Annotated in this window: 16 protein-coding genes; 10 read left to right on the top strand and 6 right to left on the bottom strand. The window is 66.0% G+C overall.

Translation table 11 applies throughout. The features are described from left to right. Positions 1-435: 435 nt before the first annotated feature. From SP5_RS08905 to purD, 3 genes are read right to left on the bottom strand one after another with little or no spacing between them, the layout of a single operon-like run. Positions 436-993 carry a hydrolase gene (locus tag SP5_RS08905; RefSeq protein ID WP_042487198.1) on the bottom strand — a complete coding sequence of 186 codons (558 nt, stop codon included), beginning with the start codon at positions 991-993 and terminating at the stop codon, positions 436-438. Between the two features lie 34 nt (positions 994-1,027). Beyond that, positions 1,028-1,774 carry a helix-hairpin-helix domain-containing protein gene (locus tag SP5_RS19620; protein WP_042487195.1) on the bottom strand — a complete coding sequence of 249 codons (747 nt, stop codon included), beginning with the start codon at positions 1,772-1,774 and terminating at the stop codon, positions 1,028-1,030. A 59-nt stretch (positions 1,775-1,833) separates the two neighbouring features. Then, positions 1,834-3,111 (bottom strand): phosphoribosylamine--glycine ligase, encoded by a 1,278-nt coding sequence (purD, locus tag SP5_RS08895; protein WP_042487193.1) that lies wholly within the window; start codon positions 3,109-3,111, stop codon positions 1,834-1,836. Between purD and xseA the strand changes: the two genes are divergently transcribed. Genes xseA through SP5_RS08880 form a run of 3 tightly spaced genes read left to right on the top strand, consistent with a single transcriptional unit; the run spans position 3,110 to position 5,624 of the window. Next, a complete protein-coding gene (xseA, locus tag SP5_RS08890) occupies positions 3,110-4,528 on the top strand; it encodes an exodeoxyribonuclease VII large subunit (RefSeq protein ID WP_042487190.1) in 1,419 nt (472 codons plus the stop codon). The two genes, purD and xseA, sit on opposite strands and share 2 nt — an antisense overlap. 17 nt (positions 4,529-4,545) lie before the next feature. Next, complete coding sequence (locus tag SP5_RS08885) at positions 4,546-4,746, top strand: DUF2093 domain-containing protein (protein ID WP_042487187.1); 201 nt, start codon at positions 4,546-4,548, stop codon at positions 4,744-4,746. Positions 4,747-4,805: 59 nt separating this feature from the next. Then, positions 4,806-5,624, top strand: a complete 819-nt coding sequence (locus SP5_RS08880) for a M23 family metallopeptidase (protein ID WP_369386079.1) — start codon at positions 4,806-4,808, stop codon at positions 5,622-5,624. A 12-nt stretch (positions 5,625-5,636) separates the two neighbouring features. Here the strand turns inward: SP5_RS08880 and SP5_RS08875 are convergent, their stop codons facing one another. Continuing rightward, on the bottom strand, positions 5,637-6,128 hold the full coding sequence (locus SP5_RS08875) for a hypothetical protein (protein WP_042487180.1): 492 nt from the start codon (positions 6,126-6,128) through the stop codon (positions 5,637-5,639). 38 nt (positions 6,129-6,166) lie between these two features. Beyond that, on the bottom strand, positions 6,167-6,412 hold the full coding sequence (locus SP5_RS19100) for a hypothetical protein (protein WP_157013645.1): 246 nt from the start codon (positions 6,410-6,412) through the stop codon (positions 6,167-6,169). Positions 6,413-6,700: 288 nt separating this feature from the next. On the opposite strand from SP5_RS19100, the gene SP5_RS08870 reads away from it, so the two are divergent. From SP5_RS08870 to SP5_RS08860, 3 genes are all read left to right on the top strand, one after another. Next, a complete protein-coding gene (locus SP5_RS08870) occupies positions 6,701-9,694 on the top strand; it encodes a TonB-dependent receptor domain-containing protein (RefSeq protein ID WP_042487178.1) in 2,994 nt (997 codons plus the stop codon). Between the two features lie 430 nt (positions 9,695-10,124). After that, a complete protein-coding gene (locus SP5_RS08865; protein WP_042487174.1) occupies positions 10,125-13,193 on the top strand; it encodes a TonB-dependent receptor domain-containing protein in 3,069 nt (1,022 codons plus the stop codon). Between the two features lie 112 nt (positions 13,194-13,305). Further along, on the top strand, positions 13,306-14,067 hold the full coding sequence (locus SP5_RS08860; protein WP_245613443.1) for a 2OG-Fe(II) oxygenase: 762 nt from the start codon (positions 13,306-13,308) through the stop codon (positions 14,065-14,067). 43 nt (positions 14,068-14,110) lie between these two features. Here the strand turns inward: SP5_RS08860 and clpB are convergent, their stop codons facing one another. Further along, positions 14,111-16,690, bottom strand: a complete 2,580-nt coding sequence (gene clpB, locus SP5_RS08855) for an ATP-dependent chaperone ClpB (RefSeq protein WP_042487171.1) — start codon at positions 16,688-16,690, stop codon at positions 14,111-14,113. A 212-nt stretch (positions 16,691-16,902) separates the two neighbouring features. Between clpB and SP5_RS08850 the strand changes: the two genes are divergently transcribed. From SP5_RS08850 to SP5_RS18505, 4 genes are all read left to right on the top strand, one after another. Further along, complete coding sequence (locus SP5_RS08850; RefSeq protein WP_042487168.1) at positions 16,903-19,755, top strand: M16 family metallopeptidase; 2,853 nt, start codon at positions 16,903-16,905, stop codon at positions 19,753-19,755. Positions 19,756-19,767: 12 nt separating this feature from the next. Next, on the top strand, positions 19,768-20,067 hold the full coding sequence (locus SP5_RS08845; RefSeq protein WP_042487165.1) for a hypothetical protein: 300 nt from the start codon (positions 19,768-19,770) through the stop codon (positions 20,065-20,067). A gap of 241 nt (positions 20,068-20,308) precedes the next feature. Further along, positions 20,309-22,114 (top strand): DUF885 domain-containing protein, encoded by a 1,806-nt coding sequence (locus tag SP5_RS08840; RefSeq protein WP_042487162.1) that lies wholly within the window; start codon positions 20,309-20,311, stop codon positions 22,112-22,114. 46 nt (positions 22,115-22,160) lie between these two features. Then, a complete protein-coding gene (locus SP5_RS18505; RefSeq protein WP_052811473.1) occupies positions 22,161-22,976 on the top strand; it encodes a TonB family protein in 816 nt (271 codons plus the stop codon). The last annotated feature ends 94 nt before the right edge of the window (positions 22,977-23,070 follow it).

Raw genomic sequence — 23,070 nt, 5'->3', positions numbered from 1 at the left:
GCGGAAGCACCCCACCCCCGGCCCCTCCCCTGAAGGGGAGGGGTAAGCAGAGTTGATCGTTTTCGTCTCTAGCGCTGCCGCAGCGCCCGTTCCCCGGAATTCGGGCCTTATATAGACGCCCCACAAGGTCTCCGTTGAGCGACCTTACGTCGTTTTCCGACCGCCAGCGCAGCCATCCCCGAAACTCGTCCTGGCTGTCGAAACAACCGATGATATGATCCGACCCAGCAAGCTGAGCATAGACCGCATCGCTCTGCTCGTCGGCTTCTTCTGGCGACGATTCGAAGCAGTCGGGATGCGCCGACAAAGCCTCGATACGCGACGCACTAAGACGGGCAGCAGCTGCGGCTTCAACAGGCCAGATCATAAAAGTTATGCTGCTACTTTAGCGGCGAAGTGGTCGGTTTCTATCTTTCCGGCCTTTGCTCGCCCCCGTCACGCTAATCGGATATCCCCCGACGCCATGACCCGCGTAAACAGCGGGAAGATATGCTCGACCGCAAAGGCGTGCATCTCGGCCGAGCGCGATGAACAGGCGTCCCCGGCGATGACCACGTCATAGGACAGTTCCCACGCCGAGCGTGCGGTCGATTCGACGCCCATGTTCGTCGAGATGCCCGCGATCACCACCGTCCGTACCCCGCGCCGCCGCAATTGCAGGTCGAGGTCGGTGCCGGTGAACGCGCCCCAATGATGCTTCAGCACGACAATGTCGCCGGGCTGGCGCAGATCGGGGACCAGCTCGCTGAATTCCGGCGGGGTGCCCTCCGGCGGCAGGCTGGGGCGGTCGGCGTTGAGGCTGGGCATCGTCTCGGGCGTGAAGCCGACATGGACCAGCACGACCGGCGCGCCCGCCTCGCGAAAGCGGGCCGCCAGCGTCCTGGCGGTCGCCACCACCGCCTCGCCCGATCGTGGCCCGCCCGCATGGGGAACGATGCCCTGTTGCAGGTCGATGAGGACGAGGGCGGTGGTGCGGGGATCGAGCATCGTCATCCCCGCTCAACCGGCCGGGCGGCGGGGCGTTCCGTCAGAGTCGCCCGAACACCGCCTCGAACCCCGCACGGTCGCCTGCCGCGAGCAGCCGCGCCTGTTCCAGCCAGCGGTCGCGCGCCATGCGGCCCGAAAAGGCGCCAAGCTGCGCGTCGAGCGCCTGCGCCTGTGACTCGCTGAGCGCGGCCATGTCGCCGACCGTGGTGATACCGTGCTCGGCCAGCTTCTGGGTAAGCTTGGGACCCAGGCCCTTGAGCAGCGTGATCGGCTGATCCTCCGGCCGCGCCGGTTCGGCAGGAGATTCAGTGGGGGCGGGCGCGGCTTCGGCGGCCGGGCTGGCGGTCATCGGCGCGGCGGCGGCGACCGGTTCGTCGTTCAGCGGTTCGTCCGCGATGACCGGCTCTTCGGGCGCGGTGGGCGTCGGCATGACCGGCGTCTCGACCGGCGCAGGCGTCGGGGCCGGGGGAGGCGGCGGTGCGGCCGGGGCAGGCGCCGGTGCAGGAGTGGGCGCGGGCGCGGGCGTCGGGTGCGCCTTGGGCTCGGTCAGCGAGGCTTCGCTGATCGGCTTGTGGTCGGGCTGGCGCACCGACAAACCGGCTTCCTGTGCATTTTCCTCCACCCGGCGCGCGGCCTGTTTGCGGCGATGCTTCAGGCGCATGCCGACTACGATGATCGCGATCGCCGCCAGCGCGACGATGGCGAGCAGGACGAAATGGATGGTCGTGATCGCCGCCACGCCATCGGGTATCAGGCTCGTCGCCGGTGCTGCGGTCGTATCGTTCATGGCTTCACCCTATTGTCCACCCATTGCCTCAGGGGTGCGCGTCGCCCCAATCGCTGGGATCAAAGCTCGGTTCCCGCTTCGCGCGCAACCTCGCGCCAGCCGATGTCGCGGCGGCAAAAGCCGTCGGGGAAGCGGATCGCATCGACCGCGCGATAGGCGGCGGCCTGCGCCTCGCCCACGGTCGCGGCGCTGGCGGTGACCGCCAGCACGCGGCCGCCGCTGGCCACCAGTTGTTCGCCGTCCATCCTGGTGCCCGCCTGGAACACCACCGCGCCGGTCGCCTCGGCGTCGTCGATCGCGTCGATGGCCCCGCCCGCCTTGGGCGTGCCGGGATAACCCGCAGCCGCCATCACCACGGTCAGGGCTGGATCGTCCGAGAAATCGGGCGCGGGGAGTTCGGCCAGACGCCCCTCGGCCACCGCCAGCATCACCGCCAGCAGATCGCCCTGGAAGCGCAGCATCAGCACCTGGCATTCCGGGTCGCCGAAGCGGGCATTATATTCGATCAGCTTCGGCCCCTGCTCGGTCAGCATCAGCCCGGCATAGAGCACGCCCGAAAAGGGCATTCCCTCGGCGCGCAGCGTATCCACGGTCGGCCGCACGATCCGGTCGATCGCCTGCTGCTCCAACCCGGGCGTCAAGACGCGCGCGGGGCTGTACGCGCCCATGCCGCCGGTATTGGGGCCGGTATCGCCGTCGCCGACACGCTTGTGATCCTGTGCCGATCCGAAGGGGAGCAAGGCCTCGCCATCGGTCAGGACGAAGAGGCTGGCCTCCTCGCCCTCCAGGAATTCCTCGATCACGACCTCGGCGCCGGGGACCGAGAACAGGTCGGCGATCGCGCCTTCCGCCTCGGCCTTGGTGAAGGCGACGGTCACGCCCTTGCCAGCGGCCAGGCCATCGGCCTTGATGACCACGGGCAGGCCGAAGGTGGTGGCGAGCGCGGCTTGCGCCTCGGCCAGCGTGTTGACGCGGACATAGCCCGCGGTCGGGATATCGGCGCGGCGGCACAGATCCTTGGTGAAACCCTTCGACCCCTCCAGCTGCGCAGCGGCCTTGCTCGGCCCGAACACCGGCACGCCTTCTGCGCGGAGCGAATCGGCCAGGCCGTCGACCAAAGGCGCTTCGGGGCCGACAACGACCAGGCCGATATCGTGATCCTTCACGAAGGCCACCACGGCGGCATGATCGGTCGCGTTCAGCGCCACGCACGTCGCATGGGCGGCGATACCGGGGTTGCCGGGCGCGGCGTAGAGCGTATCTAACCCGTTCGACTGTGCCAGCTTCCACGCCAGTGCGTGTTCGCGGCCACCCGATCCCAGCAGCAGGACGTTCATGCCCGATCCTTATCCCTATGACGAAAGTTCGAGGCTGGTAGCCGAGGAGATCGCCGGCGACAACGCGCTCGCGCTGTCGGTGGGCGAACTCAGCCTGAAGCTGAAGCGGATGGTGGAGGGCGAATTCGGCCATGTCCGCCTGCGCGGCGAGATTTCGGGGTATAAGCGCGCCACCTCGGGCCATGTCTATATGAGCCTGAAGGACGAAAATGCGGTCATCGACGCGGTGATGTGGAAGGGGGCGGCCAATACCTTGCCCTTCCAGCCGCAGGACGGGATCGAGGTGATCGCCACCGGCCGCCTGACCACCTTCCCCGGCCGCTCCAAATATCAGATCGTCATCGAACGGATGGAACTGGCAGGGGCCGGCGCGCTGATGGCGCTGCTCGAAAAGCTGAAGGCCAAGCTGGCGGGCGAGGGGCTGTTCGCGCGCGAACGGAAAAAGCCGCTGCCCTTCATGCCGCCGGTGATCGGCGTCGTCACCTCGCCCACCGGCGCGGTCATCCGCGACATTCTCCATCGGCTGGAGGATCGCTGTCCCACCCATGTCATCGTCTGGCCGGTCAAGGTGCAGGGGGACGGTTCGGCCAGGGAAATCGCCGCCGCCATCCGGGGCTTCGATGCGATCGAACCCGGCGGCCCGGTGCCGCGTCCCGACCTGGTGATCGTCGCGCGCGGCGGCGGCTCGATCGAGGATCTCTGGTCGTTCAACGAGGAGGTCGTGGTGCGCGCGGTCGCCGACTGCTCCATCCCGATCATCTCGGCGGTGGGGCATGAGACCGACACGACGCTGTGCGACTATGCCGCCGACCTGCGCGCGCCGACCCCCACGGCGGCGGCGGAGATCGCGGTGCCGGTGCTGGCCGACATCCGTCTGACCGTGGCCGCGCAGGGGCAGCGCGCCGAGCGGTGCGCGCGGCGCTATGTCGAACGCGGGCGCGAGCAATTGACGGCGATGGCGCGGCTGTTGCCCAAGCGGGACCAGTTGCTGGGGCCGCAGCGCCAGCGGGCGGACGAAGCGGGGGCGCGGCTCGACCGGGGACTGGAGCGGCGGGTGACGCTGGCGCGCGGCGGGCTGGACCGGGCGGGCGCGGCGCTGCGCCCGGCGATTCTGGAGCGGCAGGTGGAGCGCGGGCGCGACCGGCTGGCCTCGACCTGGCGGCTGGTCCAGTCGCTCAACCCCGATCGTATCCTGGAGCGCGGCTATGCCCGGATCACCGCGCGGCCGGGTGGCGAGACCCTGTCCTCGGCCGAGGCGGCGCGGGCGGCGGACACGCTGACCCTGCGCTTCCGCGACGGCACGGTGGACGTGGCGGTGGAGGCGGCCGGGGTTGAGCGGCCTGCTCTCAAAACCTATGACAAGCCCAGGCGGGAGCAGCCGAAACAGGCTGGGCCGGATCAGCCGACGCTCCTTTGACCCCGAAAGAGACCAACATGCTGATGTCGAACACCGATCGCCCCGCGCGGCTTCATTATATGGCCAATGGCTTTCGTGTCCTGTCGCCGGGCGATCACGTCGTCTGCGCGGTGACGGGGCGGCGCATCGCGCTCGAAGACCTGAAATATTGGAGCGCGGCGCGGCAGGAAGCCTATGCCGATGCCGAGGCGACGGCGAAGGTGCTCGGTCCGCAATGAGGATGGGGGGCGGAGTCGTTGCGTTGCTGCTCACCGGATGCGTGGCACCGGCCGAACCCATGGCGGCACCCGCCACCACCCAAGCCCCACGCCCCGCTCCAGCCCCTGTCGCCATTCCCCTGACCCCGTTCCACTGGACCGGGCAGCTCAGCCAGGGCGGCTTGATCCACGGGCAGGCCCCGACCGGGGCGGTGTCAGTGACGCTCGACGGACAAGTCCTGCCGCTGGCCCCGGACGGGGCGTTTTTGGCTGGATTCGACCGTGACGCAGGGCCATCGGCCGAACTGGTCGCCAGCTTGTCCGACGGCCGACAGGTGCGGCAGCCATTGACCATCGCGCCGCGTGACTGGCGGATCGAGCGGCTGAACAGGCTGCCCAAATATCCCGTGCCGGATCCCGAATTCCAGCGGCGGCGTCCCCCCGAACTCGCCTTGATACGGGCCGCCCGTGCGCAGGAAACCGATGCGGAGGGCTGGCGTCAGACGCTGGCATGGCCTGTGACGGGGCGCATCTCGGGGCTGTTCGGGGCGCAGCGCATCTATCGCGGCGAGCCGGGCAGCTATCACTCGGGCACCGACGTCGCGGCCTCGACCGGGACCATCGTCCGCGCCCCCGCCGACGGCGTCGTGATCCTGGCGGCCGAGCAGCCGTTCACGCTGGAGGGGCATCTGCTGATGCTGGACCACGGCCAGGGGCTGAACAGCGCCTTCCTGCACCTGTCGCGGATCGATGTCCGCGTCGGCGACCATGTCCGCCAGGGCCAGCCGATCGGCGCGGTCGGCGCCACCGGCCGCGCGACAGGCCCGCATCTCCACTGGAGCCTGCAATGGCGCGGCCGCAAGCTCGACCCGCTGCTGGTGACGGGGCCGATGCCGTGAGGGGCGGCGGGGTCAGCGGATGCGCTTGACCAGCACCGAGCGCCCGCCCGCGATCGAAGCGCGATAGCCGCTGAGCGGCGCTTCCTTCAGGACGATCCTGTCGCCGGGATCGGGGGGGAAGGTCAGGGCATCGATCGTTTGCCAGACGGAGCCGTTGGCCAATTCCAGATTCCACCGGCCATAGCTGTTGGCCGCCTTCGCCGACGTGATCTTGGTATCGATCTGGCGAACCTCGGTATTGGCGTCGTCCTTACCGCCGCCGAACATGTCGCTCGTCGGGGTGGCGAGGCCGAACCGGGATTGCTTGCGCGCGATGACGGCCTTGCGGTCCATCACCATGAGCTCGCCGGATGCGCGCGATGCCAGGATGGTAGCCGTGGCCTGGTCATAACAGGCCAAGCGCGCGCCATCTTGGGTAATGGCCCTGCATCGGGACAGTTCATCGACCTGGCGGACGACGGAGCCATCCTGCGCACTGGCTGGAATGGCGGTCAGGATCGCCACTGTTCCGGCAACCGCCATCCACCCGTTTCGCAACATGTTCAGTTCCCGCCTGCTCGACCGGAGCCATCCGACACGGCGCGTTGCGCAAGATCGCGGCTCGCTTCGCGCTGACGAGCCCATTCCTCACGCGTCATGCACAGTTTCTTGGTTTTCACGAACGATCCCGTTTCGACGATGCGACGACAGATCGGTTTGTCCGCCGCAGCCGGATCGACTGGGGGCCTTGCGGGTGCGGGTGCGGCAGAACTCTGTGCCGCCAATGCCAGGAGCAGACCAAGTGTCATCGTGCATCTCCCATTCTGAAGGTCGTTCGGTACGCCCCGCACGACGATATCCGTCCGGAACGCAACATAGGCAATATGCTTCTTTTATTACCTGATCGAAGCCCTGCGTCCGTCCATTGGCCATGCAGCGACATCCTGTTGCACTTATGCTACAATGCAGCAAAAAGGACATAATCTTTCAAATGGCGATTGTATAAGGTTTTACCAGCCGGTTAGGCTGCCCCCAGCAGCAGGGTTAACCTGCGCTAATGATCGGCCCGGTCAAACGGGCGACAAAAGGGGTAAGATATGAAGCAGTTCATGCGAGGCCAGTTGCTGGCGTCCAGCTTGCTGGCCGGAAGCGCCATTTTCGGCGCCGTTCCCGCTTTCGCGCAGACGACGGACCAGGCTGGCAATGCGCCGGTCGCCGCGCCGCCCGCCGCGCAGGAGCCGGGTGTCCAGACCAACGAGTCCACCAGCGCCACGACGCAGGGCGGTGACGTCGTCGTCACCGGCACGTTGATCCGCAATCCGAACATCATCGCGACCAGCCCGGTGACCGTCGTCAGCCAGGAGGAAATCCAGCTCCGCCAGGTCAACGTCGCCGAGCAGATTCTTCGCGAACTGCCGGGTGCGGTTCCGTCGATCGGTTCGCAGGTGAACAACGGCAATGGCGGTGCGTCCTTCGCAAACCTGCGTGGCCTTGGCACCAACCGCAACCTGATCCTGCTGGACGGCGCGCGTATCGCGCCCGCAGGCCTGGGCGGCGCGACCGACCTCAACAACATTCCGCTGGCGCTGATCGAGCGTACGGACGTGCTGACCGGCGGTTCGTCGACCACCTATGGCGCGGACGCGGTTGCGGGCGTCATCAACTTCATCACCCGCAGCGACTTCTCGGGCGTCGACGCGTCGCTGACCGACCAGATCACGGGCAAGGGCGACGGCCACAGCTATCGTGCCGAACTGACCGTCGGTGCCAATATGGATGACGGCCGTGGCAACGCGGTGCTGAGCCTCGGCTATCAGGAAACCGACCCCGTCTATCAGGGCGATCGCGATTTCGGTGTGCAGTCGATCGATTCCTATACCGGCACGGCAGGCGGCTCGGGCACGACCGTTCCGGGTGTCTTCTCGGTGGCGAATGTAGGCACGCGCCAGCTGAACAGCACCGGCACGGCTCTGGTCCCGATTTATTCGCGGTTCAACTTCAATCCGTACAACATCTATCAGACGCCGTTCCGCCGCTTCAACATCTTCGGCTCGTCGAAGTATGAGGTGTCGGACCACCTGGAATTCTACAGCCAGGCGATGTTCTCAAAGAATACGGTGTCGACCATCATCGCCCCGTCGGGAACCTTCGGCAACACGCTGACCGTCCCGATCAGCAACCCGTATCTCTCGGGCGGTGTGCGCGACACCTTCTGTCTGAACGCCGTCGACGCCGATCCCAACACGGCAGGCCGTCAGGCGCCGACCCAGGCGCAGTGCAACAGCTATTACGGTGCCACCAGCACCACCGATCCGAACTATCGCACCTTCACGACCTCTGCATCGCGTCGCTTCGTCGAGGCCGGGCCGCGTATCAGCGAATACACGACCCAGCTGTTCAATATCCGCGCGGGTGTTCGCGGCGCGCTGGTCGGCAACTTTAACTACGACGTGTTCGGCGCCTATGGCGAGAGCGAGAACGTCCAGCGCCAGTCGGGCAACGGCCTGCTGTCGCGTCTCCAGCAGGCCGCGCTGGCGACCAGCACCACGAGCTGCGTCAACACCGCCAACAATTGCGTTCCGATCAACCTGTTCGGCCCGGCTGGCAGCATCACTTCGAATCAGCTGGGCTTCCTGCTCGGCGTGAACACCAGCAGCGCGACCCTGACGACGCTCGGCACCCTGCGCGGCGTCATCTCCGGCGACTTCGGCGTATCGAGCCCCTTTGCCGAAACCCCGATCAGCATCGCGTTCGGCGGCGAGTATCGCAAGTACACCGCCCGCACGACGTCGGATGCGGCGACGCAGACGCCTGGTGAAGTGCTCGGCAATGGTGCGGCCAGCCCGGATGCCAGCGGCCGTTATGACGTCAAGGAAGGGTTTGTCGAACTCAACGTCCCGGTCGTCGAAGACAAGCCGTTCTTCCGCAGCCTGAACCTGGAAGCGGGTGCCCGTTATTCGGACTATTCGCGCTCGGGCGGCAACTGGACCTGGAAGGTCGGCGGCAGCTGGGAGCCGGTGGCTTCCTTCAAGCTGCGTGCTCTGTACAACCGCGCGGTTCGCGCCCCCAATATCGGCGAGCTCTTCTCGCCGGTCGTGACCGGGCTCGACAATCTGGCGGTCGATCCTTGCGCCGGTGCGGCGCCGACCACCAACGCCAATCTGCGCGCAGTCTGCCTGGCACAGGGTGCCCCGGCCTCGACCATTGGCAACATCCTCAACGGATCGTCCGGGCAGATCAACACCACGGGTGGCGGCAACCCCAATCTGGGCGTCGAAAAGGCCAGCACCTTCACGGTCGGTGCGGTGATCCAGCCGACCTTCCTGTCGGGCTTCTCGCTGACGGTCGACTATTACAACATCAAGGTCGACAACGCGATCGGCGCGCCGACCGTGGGTGACGTGATCAACGGCTGTTTCGCCAACCTGACTGCGGCGAGCGCGACCAGCTCGGCCTGCACGGGCATCCGTCGTAACCCGCTGACCGGCGGTCTCGACGGTAGCGCCGCAGATACGCTCGGTCTGCCGGTGCCGCTGGCCAATATCGGCCAGCTGCTGACCGACGGTATCGATCTGGCGGCGAACTACCGCCACAATCTGGGCTTCGGCAAGCTGACCCTGAACTTCATGGGCAACTGGACCAACCGCTCGAAGTATCAGGCGACCCCGACCTCGATCTACCGCGAGTGCACCAGCTATTATTCGGTGAACTGCGGCTCGATCCAGCCGGAATTTTCGTTCAACCAGCGTACCACGCTGACCATCGACAAGGTCGATCTGTCGGTCCTGTGGCGTTACCTGGCCCCGGCCAAGTATGAGCCGCTGGCGCTGGCCGACGATATCGCCGCGGGTGGCGGCCCTGTCGCCGCCTACCAGCGGATCAAGGCCTATCACTATTTCGACCTGACCACGCGCTTCCAAGCGACGGACCGTTTCTCGCTGCTGTTCGCAGTGCGCAACGTGTTCGATCGCAAGCCGCCGTTCGTGGGCTCGTCGATCGGTTCTACCAGCTTCAACAGCGGTAACACCTACCCGTCGACCTACGATCCGCTGGGTCGTCTGTTCTCGGTCACGGCGCGCGTTACGTTCTGATCCGATCACAGAATTGCCTCATCAGGGCGGTGGCTTCAGCCACCGCCCTTTTTTTGTGCGTCGCTGGGGCACGCGATCCTCACGAGTCCCTTGCAAGGCAGCGGACAGGCCTTTCCCACTTTCCAATTTTTGTCAGGCTTCGCTGCCTCAACCTCCATTCGGAACTACGGCAAAAATATTGTCGCAAAATGTATCAAAAACATAATACTCGGCATTTTGTGCAATCGATATCACGGTATTGTGTAAGAGTGTATGTCGCATCTGTCATGACGTAACGCGTGGTTACCCGTTGCATTTTTCCCATCTTTACAATGGCGCTGCTCCGTACCAATCAAGCAACATTCGGTTACGGAACGGAAATTCCGTTTCGCGAAGTCAGGTAGACCGACGAGCCGAAATCGGACGTCGGACGGGAAAAGGGGTATAGACCATGACCTATTCGTGGATGGGGCCGCGCAAGCTGGGGCTGTTGGGCACCGTTGCGCCACTGTCGATGCTGTTGGGGGCGCCCGCGCTGGCGCAAAGCGTGCCGGCCGCCAATCAGAACGCTGAAGCCAATGCCCAGGTCGCGCAGGGTGCCGAACAGGCGGATGCGGGCACCGGCGGCGACATCATCGTCACCGGATCGATCATTCGCGGTGCCGACACCGGCGTGTCGCCTGTATCGACGATCACCGCCGAAAATCTCGACGTGCGCGGCATCAACACGGTGCAGGCGGGCATCCAGGCGCTGGCGTCGAACAATGGCCCGGCACTGACCAACTCGTTCACCGCCAATGGTGCGTTTGCGAGCGGCGCTTCGTCAGTGTCGCTGCGCGGCCTGTCGACCAACTCGACGCTGGTCCTGTTCGACGGCCTGCGCGCCGCCTATTATCCGTTGTCGGACGACGGCACGCGCAACTTCGTCGACCTGAACACCATCCCCGACGACATCGTCGACCGCGTCGAAGTGCTGCGCGACGGCGCTTCGTCGAGCTACGGCGCGGACGCGATCGCGGGCGTGGTCAACATCATCACCAAGCGTTCGGTAAAGGGCGTGATGGGCCGCGCCGAAGCGGGCATCTCGCAGCGCGGCTATAACGCCAACCAACGCGTCTCGCTGACCGCGGGCACCGGCGACCTGGATGAGCAGGGCTATAACGCCTATGTCAGCGGCTTCTACTATCGCTCGGAAGGCGTCCGCGCGAGCCAGCTGCCCGCGCCCTACAACACGAGTGACGAGCGCGGCATCTGTAGCGATCGTACCAATGTGCGGGTGTGTGGACCCAATAACATTACGAATGGGTTCGATGCCAATGGGCAAGTCACCGGCAACTTCGGGATAAATACGCCGAATTTCTATGTCCTTCCAGCTGACGCTGGTAATACTACGGCGCTTGGCAGGTACCAGCTCCTCAACCCGGCGGCGGGATGTCTGACGGGCACCCTTTATAACCTCAATGCTGCTGAATTGGCGCAGCGGAACGCCACCGCACCCGGCACCGTCTGCCAGGTCGACACCCAGCGCCTGTACGGCAACATCACGCCCGACATCGAGCGTGTCGGCGGTTCGGCGCGCTTCACCGCCAAGATCGGTGACACGTCGGAAGCCTATCTGCAGGTCAATTTCCAGCAGGCGACGACCAGCTATACCGGGTCGCCGACCACGATCCGCGCCAATGCGCCCGCCGGTATCCTGTTCCCGCAATATTCGACGTCGCAGAACCCGACCTCGGCGATCGATCCCAATTCGGCGATCCTGGCGCTGCCGGTCTATGTGTGCCCGCGCACGACGGTCGGCGCGTGCAACGTCACCAATGGCACGCTGAACCCGAACAATCCGTTCGCCGCCGCAGGGCAGGTCGCGCGCCTGGTCGGCCAGCTGCCGAACAGCTTCGAATCGACCAGCACCCGCAGCCGCGTCTATCGCGCCGCCTTCGGGATCAACGGCACGATCCTGAACGACGTCGACTATCGCTTCGATGCGACCGCGATGCACACCGATCTGCGCCTCGAGCAGAACGGCTATGTCTACATCCAGCACCTGCTCGATGTGATCAAGGACGGCAGCTACAACTTCATCAACCCGGGGCAGAACAGCCAGGCGACGCTGAACTATCTGACGCCGACCAACATCACCAACGACAGCTCGGATCTTCTCCAGGCGCAGTTCACGCTGGGCAAGGCGATCATGACCCTGCCGGGCGGCGACCTGCGCGTCGCGGTCGGCGGTTCGATCTTCTACGAAGCGATCGACGCGCCCAGCGCGAACTCGGACGAGAATGGCCCGACCCAGCGCTATTTCCGCCTGAACGCGTTCGGTACCAAGGGCAACCGTACCGTCTCGTCGGCCTTTTACGAGGTCAACGCGCCGGTCGTCGATCAGCTGACGCTGAACGCCTCGGGTCGCTATGACCATTATTCGAGCGGTCAAAGCGCCTTCTCGCCGAAATTTGGTGCGATCTTCAAGCCGATCCGCCAGGTGACACTGCGTGGCACCTATTCGCGTGGCTTCCGCATCCCGTCCTTCGGCGAGGCGAACGCACTGCCCACCACGGGCTACGTGACCCAGACCCTGAACGGTATTCCGGCGGAAATACTTCGGCAGTACAGCATCAATCCGGGTGCTGGGCAAATTTGCTCGGCGGCTGCTCCAGCCAATTGCTCGTCCTATATCACCAACTACTCGATCGGCCAGACAACGTTGGCGTCACAGAATCTCGCGCCCGAAAAGTCGCGCAGTTTCACCGCCGGTATCAAGGTCGATCCGGTGCGCGGCCTGTCGCTGACCGTCGATTATTATAACATCCGCAAGACCGGGGCGATTACCACGCCCAACTTGTCGCCTGCGATCGACGCCTATTATGCGGGGACCGCGATCCCCGGCGGCTTCACGGTCATCCCGGATGCGGTCGACGTGAACAACCCGAACGCCACACCGAAGATCGCCTTTGTCCGTTCGCAGCTGATCAATGCCCAGACGATCAAGTCCGAAGGCATCGATTTCGGCATGAACGGCTTTTACGATTTCGGCTCGTTTCGCTGGAACACCAACCTGAATGCCAGCCTGATCCTGGAGCTGAGCACGACGGTGAATGGCAAGCGCCAGACCTATGTCGATACGCTCGGCAACTTCAACCTGACGGCCGGTTCGGGTACGTTCGAGTGGAAGGGCAACTGGGTCAACACGTTCGACTTCGGCGACTTCGCGTTCACGGGCACGGTCAACTACACCTCGGGCTATGACCTGTCGGCCATGGACCAGGGTGACGCGTACAAGGACTGCGGCCAAGCCCCAGCCTATTTCGGCTGCCGCGTGAAGAGCTACATCACCGCGGATGCGAACGCGTCGTTCAAGGTCAACGACAAGTTCACATTCTATGTGAACGTGTTGAACGTCTTCAACCGCCTGCCCCCGGTCGATCCGGTCACCTACGGCGCGTATCTGTACAACGCGGTGCAGGGCGGCGACGGCATCTTCGGCCGCTCGTTCCGCGCGGGCGCCAAGTTCAACTTCTAACCCCAGGGTCCGCTTCGGCGGATCCCACTTGCAGGGGCGGTTCCTTCGGGAGCCGCCCCTTTTTCTTGGGCTGCGGAACGCGATCGGTTGCGCGTATTTCCGGTTGCTGGCGGTGCCCGGATGGTCGAACAGTCGCGACATGGACCTGCCGCCGCTTCAACTCAATTCGTCCCTCGACCCCGATCGGCTGGCGCGCGACTTCGCACAGGACGGGCGTGTTCGGATTCCGGCCATCCTGACCAATGAATGCGCGGCCTGGTGGCATGACCATCTGCGCCAGCGCAGCGACTGGCGGCAGGTCGTGAACAGCGGCGATCGGATATTCGAACTGGACCGCGCCACCCGCCAGGGGATGCGTGCGGAGCAGCGACAGGCGTTGGAGGATGCCGTCTATGCGGGGGCGCGTAACGGCTTCCAATATCGCTATGAGACCATCCGGACGCCTGACGGTGCGGCGGCGCGCGTCGCCAGCGACGATCCGCTGGCGGTCTTCGCCCGCTGGATGTCGCAAGGGCCGACGCTCGATCTGTTGCGCGGCATCGTGGGCGACGAAAGGGTCGCCATGGCCGATGCACAGGCGACGGCCTATGCGCCTGGGGATTTTCTGACCGGCCATGACGACGGCGTGGCGGGCAAGAACCGGGTGGCGGCCTATGTCCTGGGGCTGACGCCCGCCTGGCGGTGCGAATGGGGCGGGCTGCTGCTGTTCCACCCTGAACAGGGCGATGCGGCGGAAGCCTGGGTGCCGCAGTTCAACACGCTCAATATCTTCTCCGTGCCGCAACCGCACAGCGTATCGGAAGTGACCCGCGCCGCGCCCTATCGCCGTTATGCGATCACCGGCTGGTTGCGACGCGGGCCTGTCCCGGGCTGAGGGGGGGGGCGAGGCCGGGATGGTTTCCCGGCCTCGCACGGGCTCAGGCGACCGACAGCGCCAGCTTGCCGTCGCCCTCGTCCACGGTGACGGTCGATCCGTCCTTGACGTTCCCGCGCAGGATTTCCTCGGCCAGCGGGTCCTGCAGGTGGCGTTGCACCGCACGGCGGAGCGGTCTTGCGCCGTACACCGGGTCATACCCCACCCGGCCCAGCCATTCGCGGGCGGCATCGGTCAGGTGCAGGGCGATCTTGCGATCGCTCAGCAGCTTGGCGACGCGGCCGACCTGGATGTCGACGATCGGTCCCATATGGCTCTGACCCAGCCGGTGGAACAGGATGATCTCGTCCAGCCGGTTGAGGAATTCGGGGCGGAAATGGCCGCGCACGATTTCCATCACCTGCGGCTCGACGCTCTCGACGCTCTGCCCCTCCTCGACGCTCGCCAGATATTGGCTGCCCAGGTTCGAGGTCAGGATGATGAGCGTGTTCGAGAAGTCGACCGTCCGGCCCTGGCCATCGGTCAGGCGACCGTCGTCCAGCACCTGGAGCAGCACGTTGAACACGTCGCCATGCGCCTTCTCCACCTCGTCGAACAACACGACCTGATAGGGGCGCCTGCGCACCGCCTCGGTCAGCACGCCGCCTTCCTCATAGCCGACATAGCCGGGAGGGGCGCCGATCAGCCGGGCGACGCTGTGCTTCTCCATGAATTCGCTCATGTCGATGCGCACCATCGCGCTAGGGTCGTCGAACAGGAATTCGGCGAGCGCCTTGGTCAGCTCGGTCTTGCCGACGCCCGTCGGCCCCAGGAACAGGAAGCTGCCCAGCGGCCGGTTCGGGTCTTGCAAGCCAGCGCGCGCGCGGCGCACGGCGGTGGAGACGGCGCGCACCGCATCCTCCTGCCCGATAACGCGCTTGCCGATGACCTCCTCCATACGGAGCAGCTTCTCGCGCTCGCCCTGGAGCATCCGGTCGACCGGCACGCCGGTCCAGCGGCTGACCACGCCCGCGATGTCGTCGGCGGTCACTTCCTCGCGCAGCATCGCGCCCTCGGTCGCGGACTGGGCCTCGGCGAGTTGCTTCTCCAGCTGCGGGATACGGCCATAGGACAGCTCGCCAGCCTTGGCGAGGTCACCGCTGCGTTGCGCCTGATCGAGTTCGATGCGCGCCTGGTCGAGCTGTTCCTTCAGCTTCGCCTCGCCCGCGATCTTGTCCTTCTCCGCCATCCAGCGCTGGGTCAGGGCGTGCGACTGCTCCTCCAGATTGGCGAGTTCCTCCTCCAGATGGCCGAGCCGGTCGATGCTGGCGGCGTCGCTCTCGCGGCGCAGCCCCTCGCGCTCGATCTTCAGGCGAAGGATACGGCGGTCGAGCGTCTCGATCTCCTCGGGCTTGGACTCCACCTCCATGCGGATGCGGCTGGCGGCCTCGTCCATCAGGTCGATCGCCTTGTCGGGCAGGAAACGATCGGTGATGTAGCGGTTCGACAGCGTCGCCGCCGCCACCAGCGCGCCGTCGGTGATGCGCACGCCGTGATGGAGTTCGTACTTCTCCTTCAGGCCGCGCAGGATCGAGATGGTGTCCTCGACCGTCGGCTCGCCGACGAACACCGGCTGGAAGCGCCGCTGGAGCGCGGGGTCCTTCTCGACATATTTGCGATACTCATCCAGCGTGGTCGCGCCGACGCAGTGCAGTTCGCCGCGCGCCAGGGCAGGCTTGAGCAGATTGGAGGCGTCCATCGCCCCGTCGCCCTTGCCTGCGCCGATCAGCGTGTGCATCTCGTCGATAAACAGGATGATGTCGCCCTCGGCGGCCTTCACCTCGTCCAGCACGCCCTTCAGTCGCTCCTCGAACTCGCCGCGATATTTGGCACCGGCGATCAGGGCACCCATGTCGAGCGCCATCAGCTTGCGGTCCTTCAGCGTGTCCGGCACGTCGCCATTGGCGATGCGCAGCGCGAGGCCTTCGGCGATCGCGGTCTTGCCGACGCCGGGCTCACCGATCAGCGCGGGGTTGTTCTTGGTCCGGCGCGCGAGAATCTGGATGGTGCGGCGGATTTCCTCGTCGCGGCCGATCACGGGGTCGAGTTTGCCGTCACGCGCCACCTGCGTGAGGTCGCGGGCGAATTTCTTTAGCGCGTCGTAACGGTCCTCCGCGCCCGCCGTGTCGGCGGTACGGCCCTGGCGCAGCTGTTCGATCGCGCCGTTCAGGGCCTGCGCGTTCACGCCGCCCGCCGCCAGCGCCTTGCCCGCCGCATTGGTGGAGGACAGCGCGAGGGCCAGCAGCAGCCGTTCGACGGTGACGAAGCTGTCGCCCGCCTTTTGCGCGACCTGCTCGGCCTGATCGAGCACGCGCACCAGATCATTGTCGAGGCCCGGCGACGACTGCGCACCCGAGCCGGAGACGGCCGGAATCTTGGCCAGCGCGGCATCGGTTTCCCGCTCGACGCGCTTCGCATCGCCGCCCGCCGCCTGGATCAGGCCGGACGCCATGCCCTGATCGTCCTCGATCAGCGCCTTGAGGAGATGTTCGGGGGCGATACGCTGATGGCTGTTGCGGATCGCCACGGTTTGCGCGGCTTGCAAAAAGCCTTTGGCGCGGTCGGTGAATTTTTCGAGGTTCATCTGGTCTTCCTGTCGCTTTCCAGGTCAGATGGTGTTGCATTTTAGCAACACAAGGGGTGGGCGGAATTTCCTGTCCGCAACATGGGATGGCCGTTTCGATAACGAAAGGGTCCAAAGTCTTTCCGAATGAAATCCGTGCGTCACGCCGGATTGCGGTCCGCCGCGCGGGCGCTATGCTCGGGCCATACACCTGAGTGGGGAGACTCAAAAAGATGCGTATCAAGTCCGTGGCGCTGACCGGCGCCGCCGCCCTTGCGTTCGTCGTGCCGGGGCAGGCCGTTCTGGCCCAGGCCGCGTCGAAGACCGCACCCGCCGCCAAGCCGGCGCCCGTCTCGGCACTCGTGAAGGCGGTCGATATTCCCTATCAGACCTTCACCCTGAAGAACGGCCTGCGCGTCGTCGTTCATACCGACCGCAAGGCCCCCGTCGTCGCGGTCAGCGTGTGGTATGATGTCGGGTCGAAGCACGAGCCGAAGGGCAAGACGGGCTTTGCCCATCTGTTCGAGCATCTGATGTTCAACGGCTCGGAAAACGCGCCGGGCGATTTCTTCGCGCCGCTCAAGTCGGTGGGGGCGACCGACTATAACGGCACCACCTATTTCGACCGGACCAATTATTTCGAGACGGTGCCGACCGCCGCGCTCGACCGCGCGCTGTTCCTGGAATCGGACCGCATGGGCTATCTGCTCGGCGCGGTGACGCAAGGGGTGCTCGACGAGCAGCGCGGCGTCGTCCAGAACGAAAAGCGCCAGGGCGACAACCAGCCTTACGGCCTGACCCAGTACAAGATCCTGAGCGGCCTGTTCCCCGAGGGGCATCCGTACGCCCATTCGACCATCGGCTCGATGGCGGACCTCGACCAGGCTTCGCTGGAGACGGTGAAGGACTGGTTCCGCAGCCATTATGGGCCGAACAACGCGGTGCTGGTGCTGGCGGGCGATATCGACGTCGCCACCGCCAAGCCGCTCGTCGAGAAATATTTCGGCGCGATCCAGCCGGGTCCGAAGAGCGTCCTGCCGACCGTCACCATCCCCACGCTGCCCGCGCCCGTCAACGAGGTGATGAAGGACCGCGTCGCCGCCGTCATGATCAGCCGCAACTGGGCGGTGCCGGGGCTGAACGATCCCGAGACGGCCTCGCTGGTCGTGGCGGGTTCGGTCCTGGGCGGGCTGGCCTCCTCGCGGCTCGACAACATCCTGGTGAAGCAGGAAAAGCTGGCGGTGCAGGTGTCGGCGGGTGATCGCCCCTTCTCGCAGGTCGGCATGTTCAACATGACCGCGATCGTCCGTCCCGGTGTCGATCCGGCGCTGGTCGACAAGCGGATGGGCGAGATCCTGGCCGATTTCCTGAAGAACGGCCCGACCGCCGACGAGGTGCAGCGCGCCGTCACCCGCTTCGTGTCGGGGCGTGTCCAGGGGCTGGAATCGGTCGGCGGCTTCGGCGGCAAGGCGGTAGCACTGGCCGAGGGCACGCTCTATTCCAACGATCCCGGCAAATATAAGAAGCAGCTGGAAGGGATCGCGGCGCAGACGCCCGCCACCGTCAAGGCGGCGGCAAACAAGTGGCTGTCGCGCCCGGCCTATACGCTGACCGTCGTGCCGGGGGCGCGTGACGCCTATGAGGAAGCCAAGGTGCCGCCGCGCGCCGATGTGCCCGCCGCCCCCGACCAGGCGCCCAAGGGCACGCGTGGCGGCCTGCCCGATGTCGGACAGGTCAAGCCGCTGAGCTTCCCCGCCGTCCAGCGCAGCCGCCTGGCCAATGGGATCGAGCTGATTTACGCCCAGCGCACCGCCGTGCCGGTCACGCAGATCGCGACCTCGTTCGACGCCGGTATCGCCGCCGACGTGCCGGGCAAGCTGGGCACGCAGCGCATGGTGCAGGCGATGCTCGACGAGGGCACGACCCATCGCAACACGATCGCCATCGCCGAGGAGCAGGAGCGGCTGGGCGCGACGATCGGATCGAGCGCATCGAACGACCGCACCGTCGTCGGGCTGGACGTGCCCAGCATCAACCTGGCCCCCGCGCTCGACCTTTATGCCGATATCCTGCGCAACCCGGCCTTTCCCGATCCCGAACTGGCGCGGGTGAAGGCGCAGACGCTGGCCGGCATCAAGCAGGAGCTGACCAGTCCGCAGGGGCTGGCGAGCCGCGTCCTGCCGCCGCTCGTCTATGGGCCGACCAGCCCCTATGCCAAGGCGCAGGGGGCGGGCGATCCGGCGGCGGTCGCGGCGATGACCCGCGATCAGCTCGTGGCGTTCCAGCAGGCGTGGCTGCGTCCCGACAAGGCGAAGATCTTCGTTACCTCGGACCGCCCGCTGGCCGAGGTGAAGGCGGCGCTCGACCGGGTGTTCGGCGATTGGAAGGGCACCGGCACGGCGGGCGTGAAGAGCTTCACCGCGGGCCAGCCCTCCGCGCCGAAGATCGTGCTGGTGAACCGGCCCGACAGCCCGCAGTCGATGATCCTGGCGGGCGCGCCGACCGCGCTGAAGGGGGTGGACGACCTGCTGCTCCAGAACACGGCGAACGACGCGCTGGGTGGCAGCTTCCTCAGCCGGATCAACACCGATATCCGTGAGAACAAGCATTGGTCCTACGGCGTGCGGGGCGGGTTCCAGACCTCGGAATTCGCGGCGCCCTATATCATGTCGGCACCGGTTCAGGCGGACAAGACCGGCCCGTCGATCGACGCGCTGCGCACCGACGTCACCGAGTTCCTGACCACCAAGCCGATGGACCGGGTCGAATATGACCGCGCGATCACCGGCGCGATCCGATCGCTGTCGGGCAATTTCGAAACCTCCGGCGCGGTCCTGTCGGCGATGCAGACCAATGACCTGTATCGCCGCCCGGACAATTACTATGCGACGATCACCCAGCGTTATCAGGCGATGACCCTGCCGGAGCTGAACAAGTCGATCCAGGCCGCGTTCAACCCCAAGAGCTTCGTCTGGGTGGTGGTCGGCGATGCCAAGACGGTCAAGCCGCAGCTCGACACGCTGGGCCTGCCGGTCGAGGTGATCGAACCGGCGGCGGTCGTCGCACCCGCTCCGGCGGCACAATAAGGGAGAGTGAGAATGGCGGATATCGACGGGACCTGGGACTGCATCGTCAAGTCGCCGCTGGGCGACCAGGAAATGACGCTGACGGTCACTACCGAGGGCGACCGCTTCACCGGCTCTGGCGGCGGCCAGATGGGCGCGATGGAGATTGCGGGCGATGTGTCGGGCAACACGATCACGTGGAAGATGTCGATCAGCTCGCCGATGCCGATGACGCTGGACTGCGAAGCGACCGCCGATGGCGACACGCTGACCGGGTCGGTCGGCGCGGGCGCGTTCGGCAGCTTCCCGCTGTCGGGCACGCGCGCGGGGTGATTTCCGCGTCTTGAGACGGGGAAGGGGCGGTGCGTCGGAGGACGGGCCGCCCTTTTTCTTGGGGGCAAGGCGTGGGCTTCGACTTCGCTCAGCCTGAACGGGTTGAGGTATCAAGTCGGATTTCCCAACCGCCGTTCAGGCAGAGCGAAGTCGAAGCCCAAGGGATGAACCCCACGACATAACCGGTTCAATTCCCGCCAAATCCCGTTACGCTGCCCCCAAAGACAAAAAGGGGACCAGCATGATCGACCGTCGCCATTTCCTGGGCGGGACCGCTGCGATGGCCGTCGCGGTGCAAAGCGAGGCCATCGTCGCCCAGAATACCTCCTCGACCAAACTCACCGCGCTGTTCGACACGCTGGTCCAGGAACAGCTCCGCCGCAGCCCGGAAGCCGCGACCAATCTAGGCCTCGACACCGGCGCCAACGCCGATCTGCGCAGCAAATTGTCGGACCAGTCGCCCGCCGGAATCACGGCGGCCAGGGCGGCGACGCTGGCGGACCTGACCCGGTTGCAGGCGATCGACCCCGCCATCCTGTCCCCCGAGGAGCGGATCGACCTGGAATCGATCCTCTATACCCGACGCTCGGCGCAGGCCGTGCAGGCGTTCGACTTCGGCGGCAGCTCCTACGGCCCCAGCCCCTATGTCGTGTCGCAGCTGTCGGGGGCCTATCAATCGGTCCCCGACTTCCTCGACACCAAGCACAAGATCGCCAGCGCAGGCGATGCCGACGCCTATCTGATGCGGATGCGCGCCTTTGCCCGGCAGATCGACGCCCAGACCGACCGGATGCGCCATGATGCGGGGCAGGGTGTGGTGCCGCCCGACTTCATCCTGGACCTCGCGCTCGAACAGATGGGCAAGACGCGCCAGCCCGCCGACCAGGCGCTGGTCGTCCAGTCGCTCGCGCGTCGCGCGGCGGAAAAGGGGCTTGGCGATCGCTACGCTGCTCAGGCCAGGACGATCTATGACGCCGAAGTGCTGCCCGCACTGGACCGCCAGATCGCCTATGCCAGGGCGCTTCGGGCCAGGGCGACGCATGACGCGGGCGTCTGGAAACTCCGCGAGGGCGCGGCTTATTATCCGGTCGCGCTGAAGGCCAATACGACGACCAGCTTCTCGCCCGACGAGGTCCACCGTTTCGGCCGCGAGCAGGCGGCGATGCTGTCGGCGCGGCTCGACGCGCTCCTGAAGAAACAGGGTTTCACGAAGGGCACGGTCGGGCAACGCATGGCCGCGCTCTACAAGAACCCGGACCAGCTTTACCCGAACACCGACGAGGGCAAGCGCGCCGCCATCGCCTATTGCAACGCGCGGCTGGATGCGATCCGCACCCGCCTGCCGCAGGTGTTCGAGCGTATCCCACCCTATGGTTTCGAGGTGCGGCGCGTACCGCCCCAGACCGAGGCGGGCGCGGCGGCGGCTTTTGCGCAAGGCCCCGCCATCGACGGTTCGCGGCCCGGCCTTGTCTATTTCAACCTGAAGGACAGCGCCGACTGGCCCAAATTCTGCCTCGCGACGACCGTCTATCACGAAGGGCTGCCGGGCCATCAGATGGAGGGAGGCCTTGCGCTGTCGAACAGCCGCCTGCCGCTGATCCGCAAGATCAACGGCTTTTCGGGCTATGGCGAAGGCTGGGCGCTCTATGCCGAGCAGCTGGCGGACGAGATCGGCATGTATGACGACGATCCGCTGGGGCAGCTGGGCTATCTGAAGTTCCTGCTGTTCCGGGCCAATCGCTGTGTCGTCGATACCGGGCTGCATCATCTGCGCTGGACCCGCGAACAGGCGATCCACCATTTCGTCGAGGCCGAGGGCGAGGCGGAGGGCTTCGCCACCCGTGAGGTGGAGCGTTACTGCGTCAATCCGGGGCAGGCGGCGAGCTACAAGCTGGGCCATTCGGTATTCGTCGACATTCGCGACCAGGCGAAGAAGCAGAAGGGGGCGGCGTTCGACCTGAAGGCGTTCCACACCGCCGTCCTGCGCCACGGCCGCGTGCCGCTCGACGTGCTGCGCCGCGTCGGGGAGGAGTGGGCCAGGGCTTGACCGACATCGGCATCGCGGTGATCTTCCGGAGCGGGAGACTATCGCGATGCAGGTCAGCGCTTCGATCGGGCCGGACGGCGGGCGGCGGCGGACGGCCATCCTTGCCACGGCGATGGTTCATGTCGCGTTCGTGGCGCTACTGATCTGGGGCGCGCCACGGCCCTCAACACGTCCGACCGAACGCCCCGCGCTGACCCTGTTCGACCTGCCGCGCCCGCTGGACCCGCCGCCCGTTCCCGTCACGCCACCGCAGGTCGCCGCCCGACCGGTCAAGCGTGAGAGCGCGGTCCTTCGCCCCACTGCCGGCGGCGGATCGCCGCGTCCGATGCGGGCACCGATGGCCGAGCAGGCAGCACCCGCCGCTGCCGCTCCGGCGCGGTTCGACCGGGTCGATCGGCCTGCATCCGCCGCAGAATTCAGCACCGACCTGCCGCTGCGCGCCGGGATGGCGGCGTCGGATGGCCGAGCTGTCGGCATCGCCAGTGGACGCGGCACCGGCGGCGAGGGCCATGGGACCGGCAACGGACACGGCAATGGCGATGGCCCGGGCGAAGGAAGGCTTCGCTTCGCCCGGGCGGAATGGATCGAAAAACCGCCCCAGGACCTGATCGACCAAGCCTTTCCCGAGAGGGCGCGAAACGGCGGGGTCAGCGGCGTGGCGGTCCTGCTCTGCTTGGTCCCGACGCCCGGCCAACCCAAAAGCTGTTCGATTGCCGCCGAACGCCCGCGAGGGAGCGGTTTCGGTCCGGCGGCGCTGAGGCTCTATCGCAAATTCCGCATCCGCCCGGTGATGAAGGGCGACGAAGTCTATCAGGCCCAGGTGCTGGTGCCCGTGACCTTCGATGTCAAAAAACGACCTTAGACCGTGATGACATCGAATGGAGCCAACACATGCCCTTCCCCTTCAGGGGAGGGGTTGGGGTGGGGCCTCGCCACAGGTGGCACGCGTGCAGAAG

Origin of the sequence: Sphingomonas parapaucimobilis NBRC 15100 (assembly GCF_000787715.1) — a bacterium.
Lineage (GTDB): Bacteria > Pseudomonadota > Alphaproteobacteria > Sphingomonadales > Sphingomonadaceae > Sphingomonas > Sphingomonas parapaucimobilis.
The sequence above is the reverse complement of the archived record's forward strand: the minus strand, read 5'-3'. Positions and strand labels throughout refer to the sequence as shown.

Bases quoted from the DNA above. Each gene is read 5' to 3' on its own strand.
- SP5_RS08905 (WP_042487198.1), bottom strand. From the start codon at position 993: ATGACGATGCTCGATCCCCGCACCACCGCCCTCGTCCTCATCGACCTG.
- SP5_RS19620 (WP_042487195.1), bottom strand. From the start codon at position 1,774: ATGAACGATACGACCGCAGCACCGGCGACGAGCCTGATACCCGATGGC.
- xseA (WP_042487190.1), top strand. From the start codon at position 3,110: ATGCCCGATCCTTATCCCTATGACGAAAGTTCGAGGCTGGTAGCCGAG.
- purD (WP_042487193.1), bottom strand. From the start codon at position 3,111: ATGAACGTCCTGCTGCTGGGATCGGGTGGCCGCGAACACGCACTGGCG.
- SP5_RS08885 (WP_042487187.1), top strand. From the start codon at position 4,546: ATGCTGATGTCGAACACCGATCGCCCCGCGCGGCTTCATTATATGGCC.
- SP5_RS08880 (WP_369386079.1), top strand. From the start codon at position 4,806: ATGGCGGCACCCGCCACCACCCAAGCCCCACGCCCCGCTCCAGCCCCT.
- SP5_RS19100 (WP_157013645.1), bottom strand. From the start codon at position 6,412: ATGACACTTGGTCTGCTCCTGGCATTGGCGGCACAGAGTTCTGCCGCA.
- SP5_RS08870 (WP_042487178.1), top strand. From the start codon at position 6,701: ATGAAGCAGTTCATGCGAGGCCAGTTGCTGGCGTCCAGCTTGCTGGCC.
- SP5_RS08865 (WP_042487174.1), top strand. From the start codon at position 10,125: ATGACCTATTCGTGGATGGGGCCGCGCAAGCTGGGGCTGTTGGGCACC.
- clpB (WP_042487171.1), bottom strand. From the start codon at position 16,690: ATGAACCTCGAAAAATTCACCGACCGCGCCAAAGGCTTTTTGCAAGCC.
- SP5_RS08850 (WP_042487168.1), top strand. From the start codon at position 16,903: ATGCGTATCAAGTCCGTGGCGCTGACCGGCGCCGCCGCCCTTGCGTTC.
- SP5_RS08845 (WP_042487165.1), top strand. From the start codon at position 19,768: ATGGCGGATATCGACGGGACCTGGGACTGCATCGTCAAGTCGCCGCTG.
- SP5_RS08840 (WP_042487162.1), top strand. From the start codon at position 20,309: ATGATCGACCGTCGCCATTTCCTGGGCGGGACCGCTGCGATGGCCGTC.
- SP5_RS18505 (WP_052811473.1), top strand. From the start codon at position 22,161: ATGCAGGTCAGCGCTTCGATCGGGCCGGACGGCGGGCGGCGGCGGACG.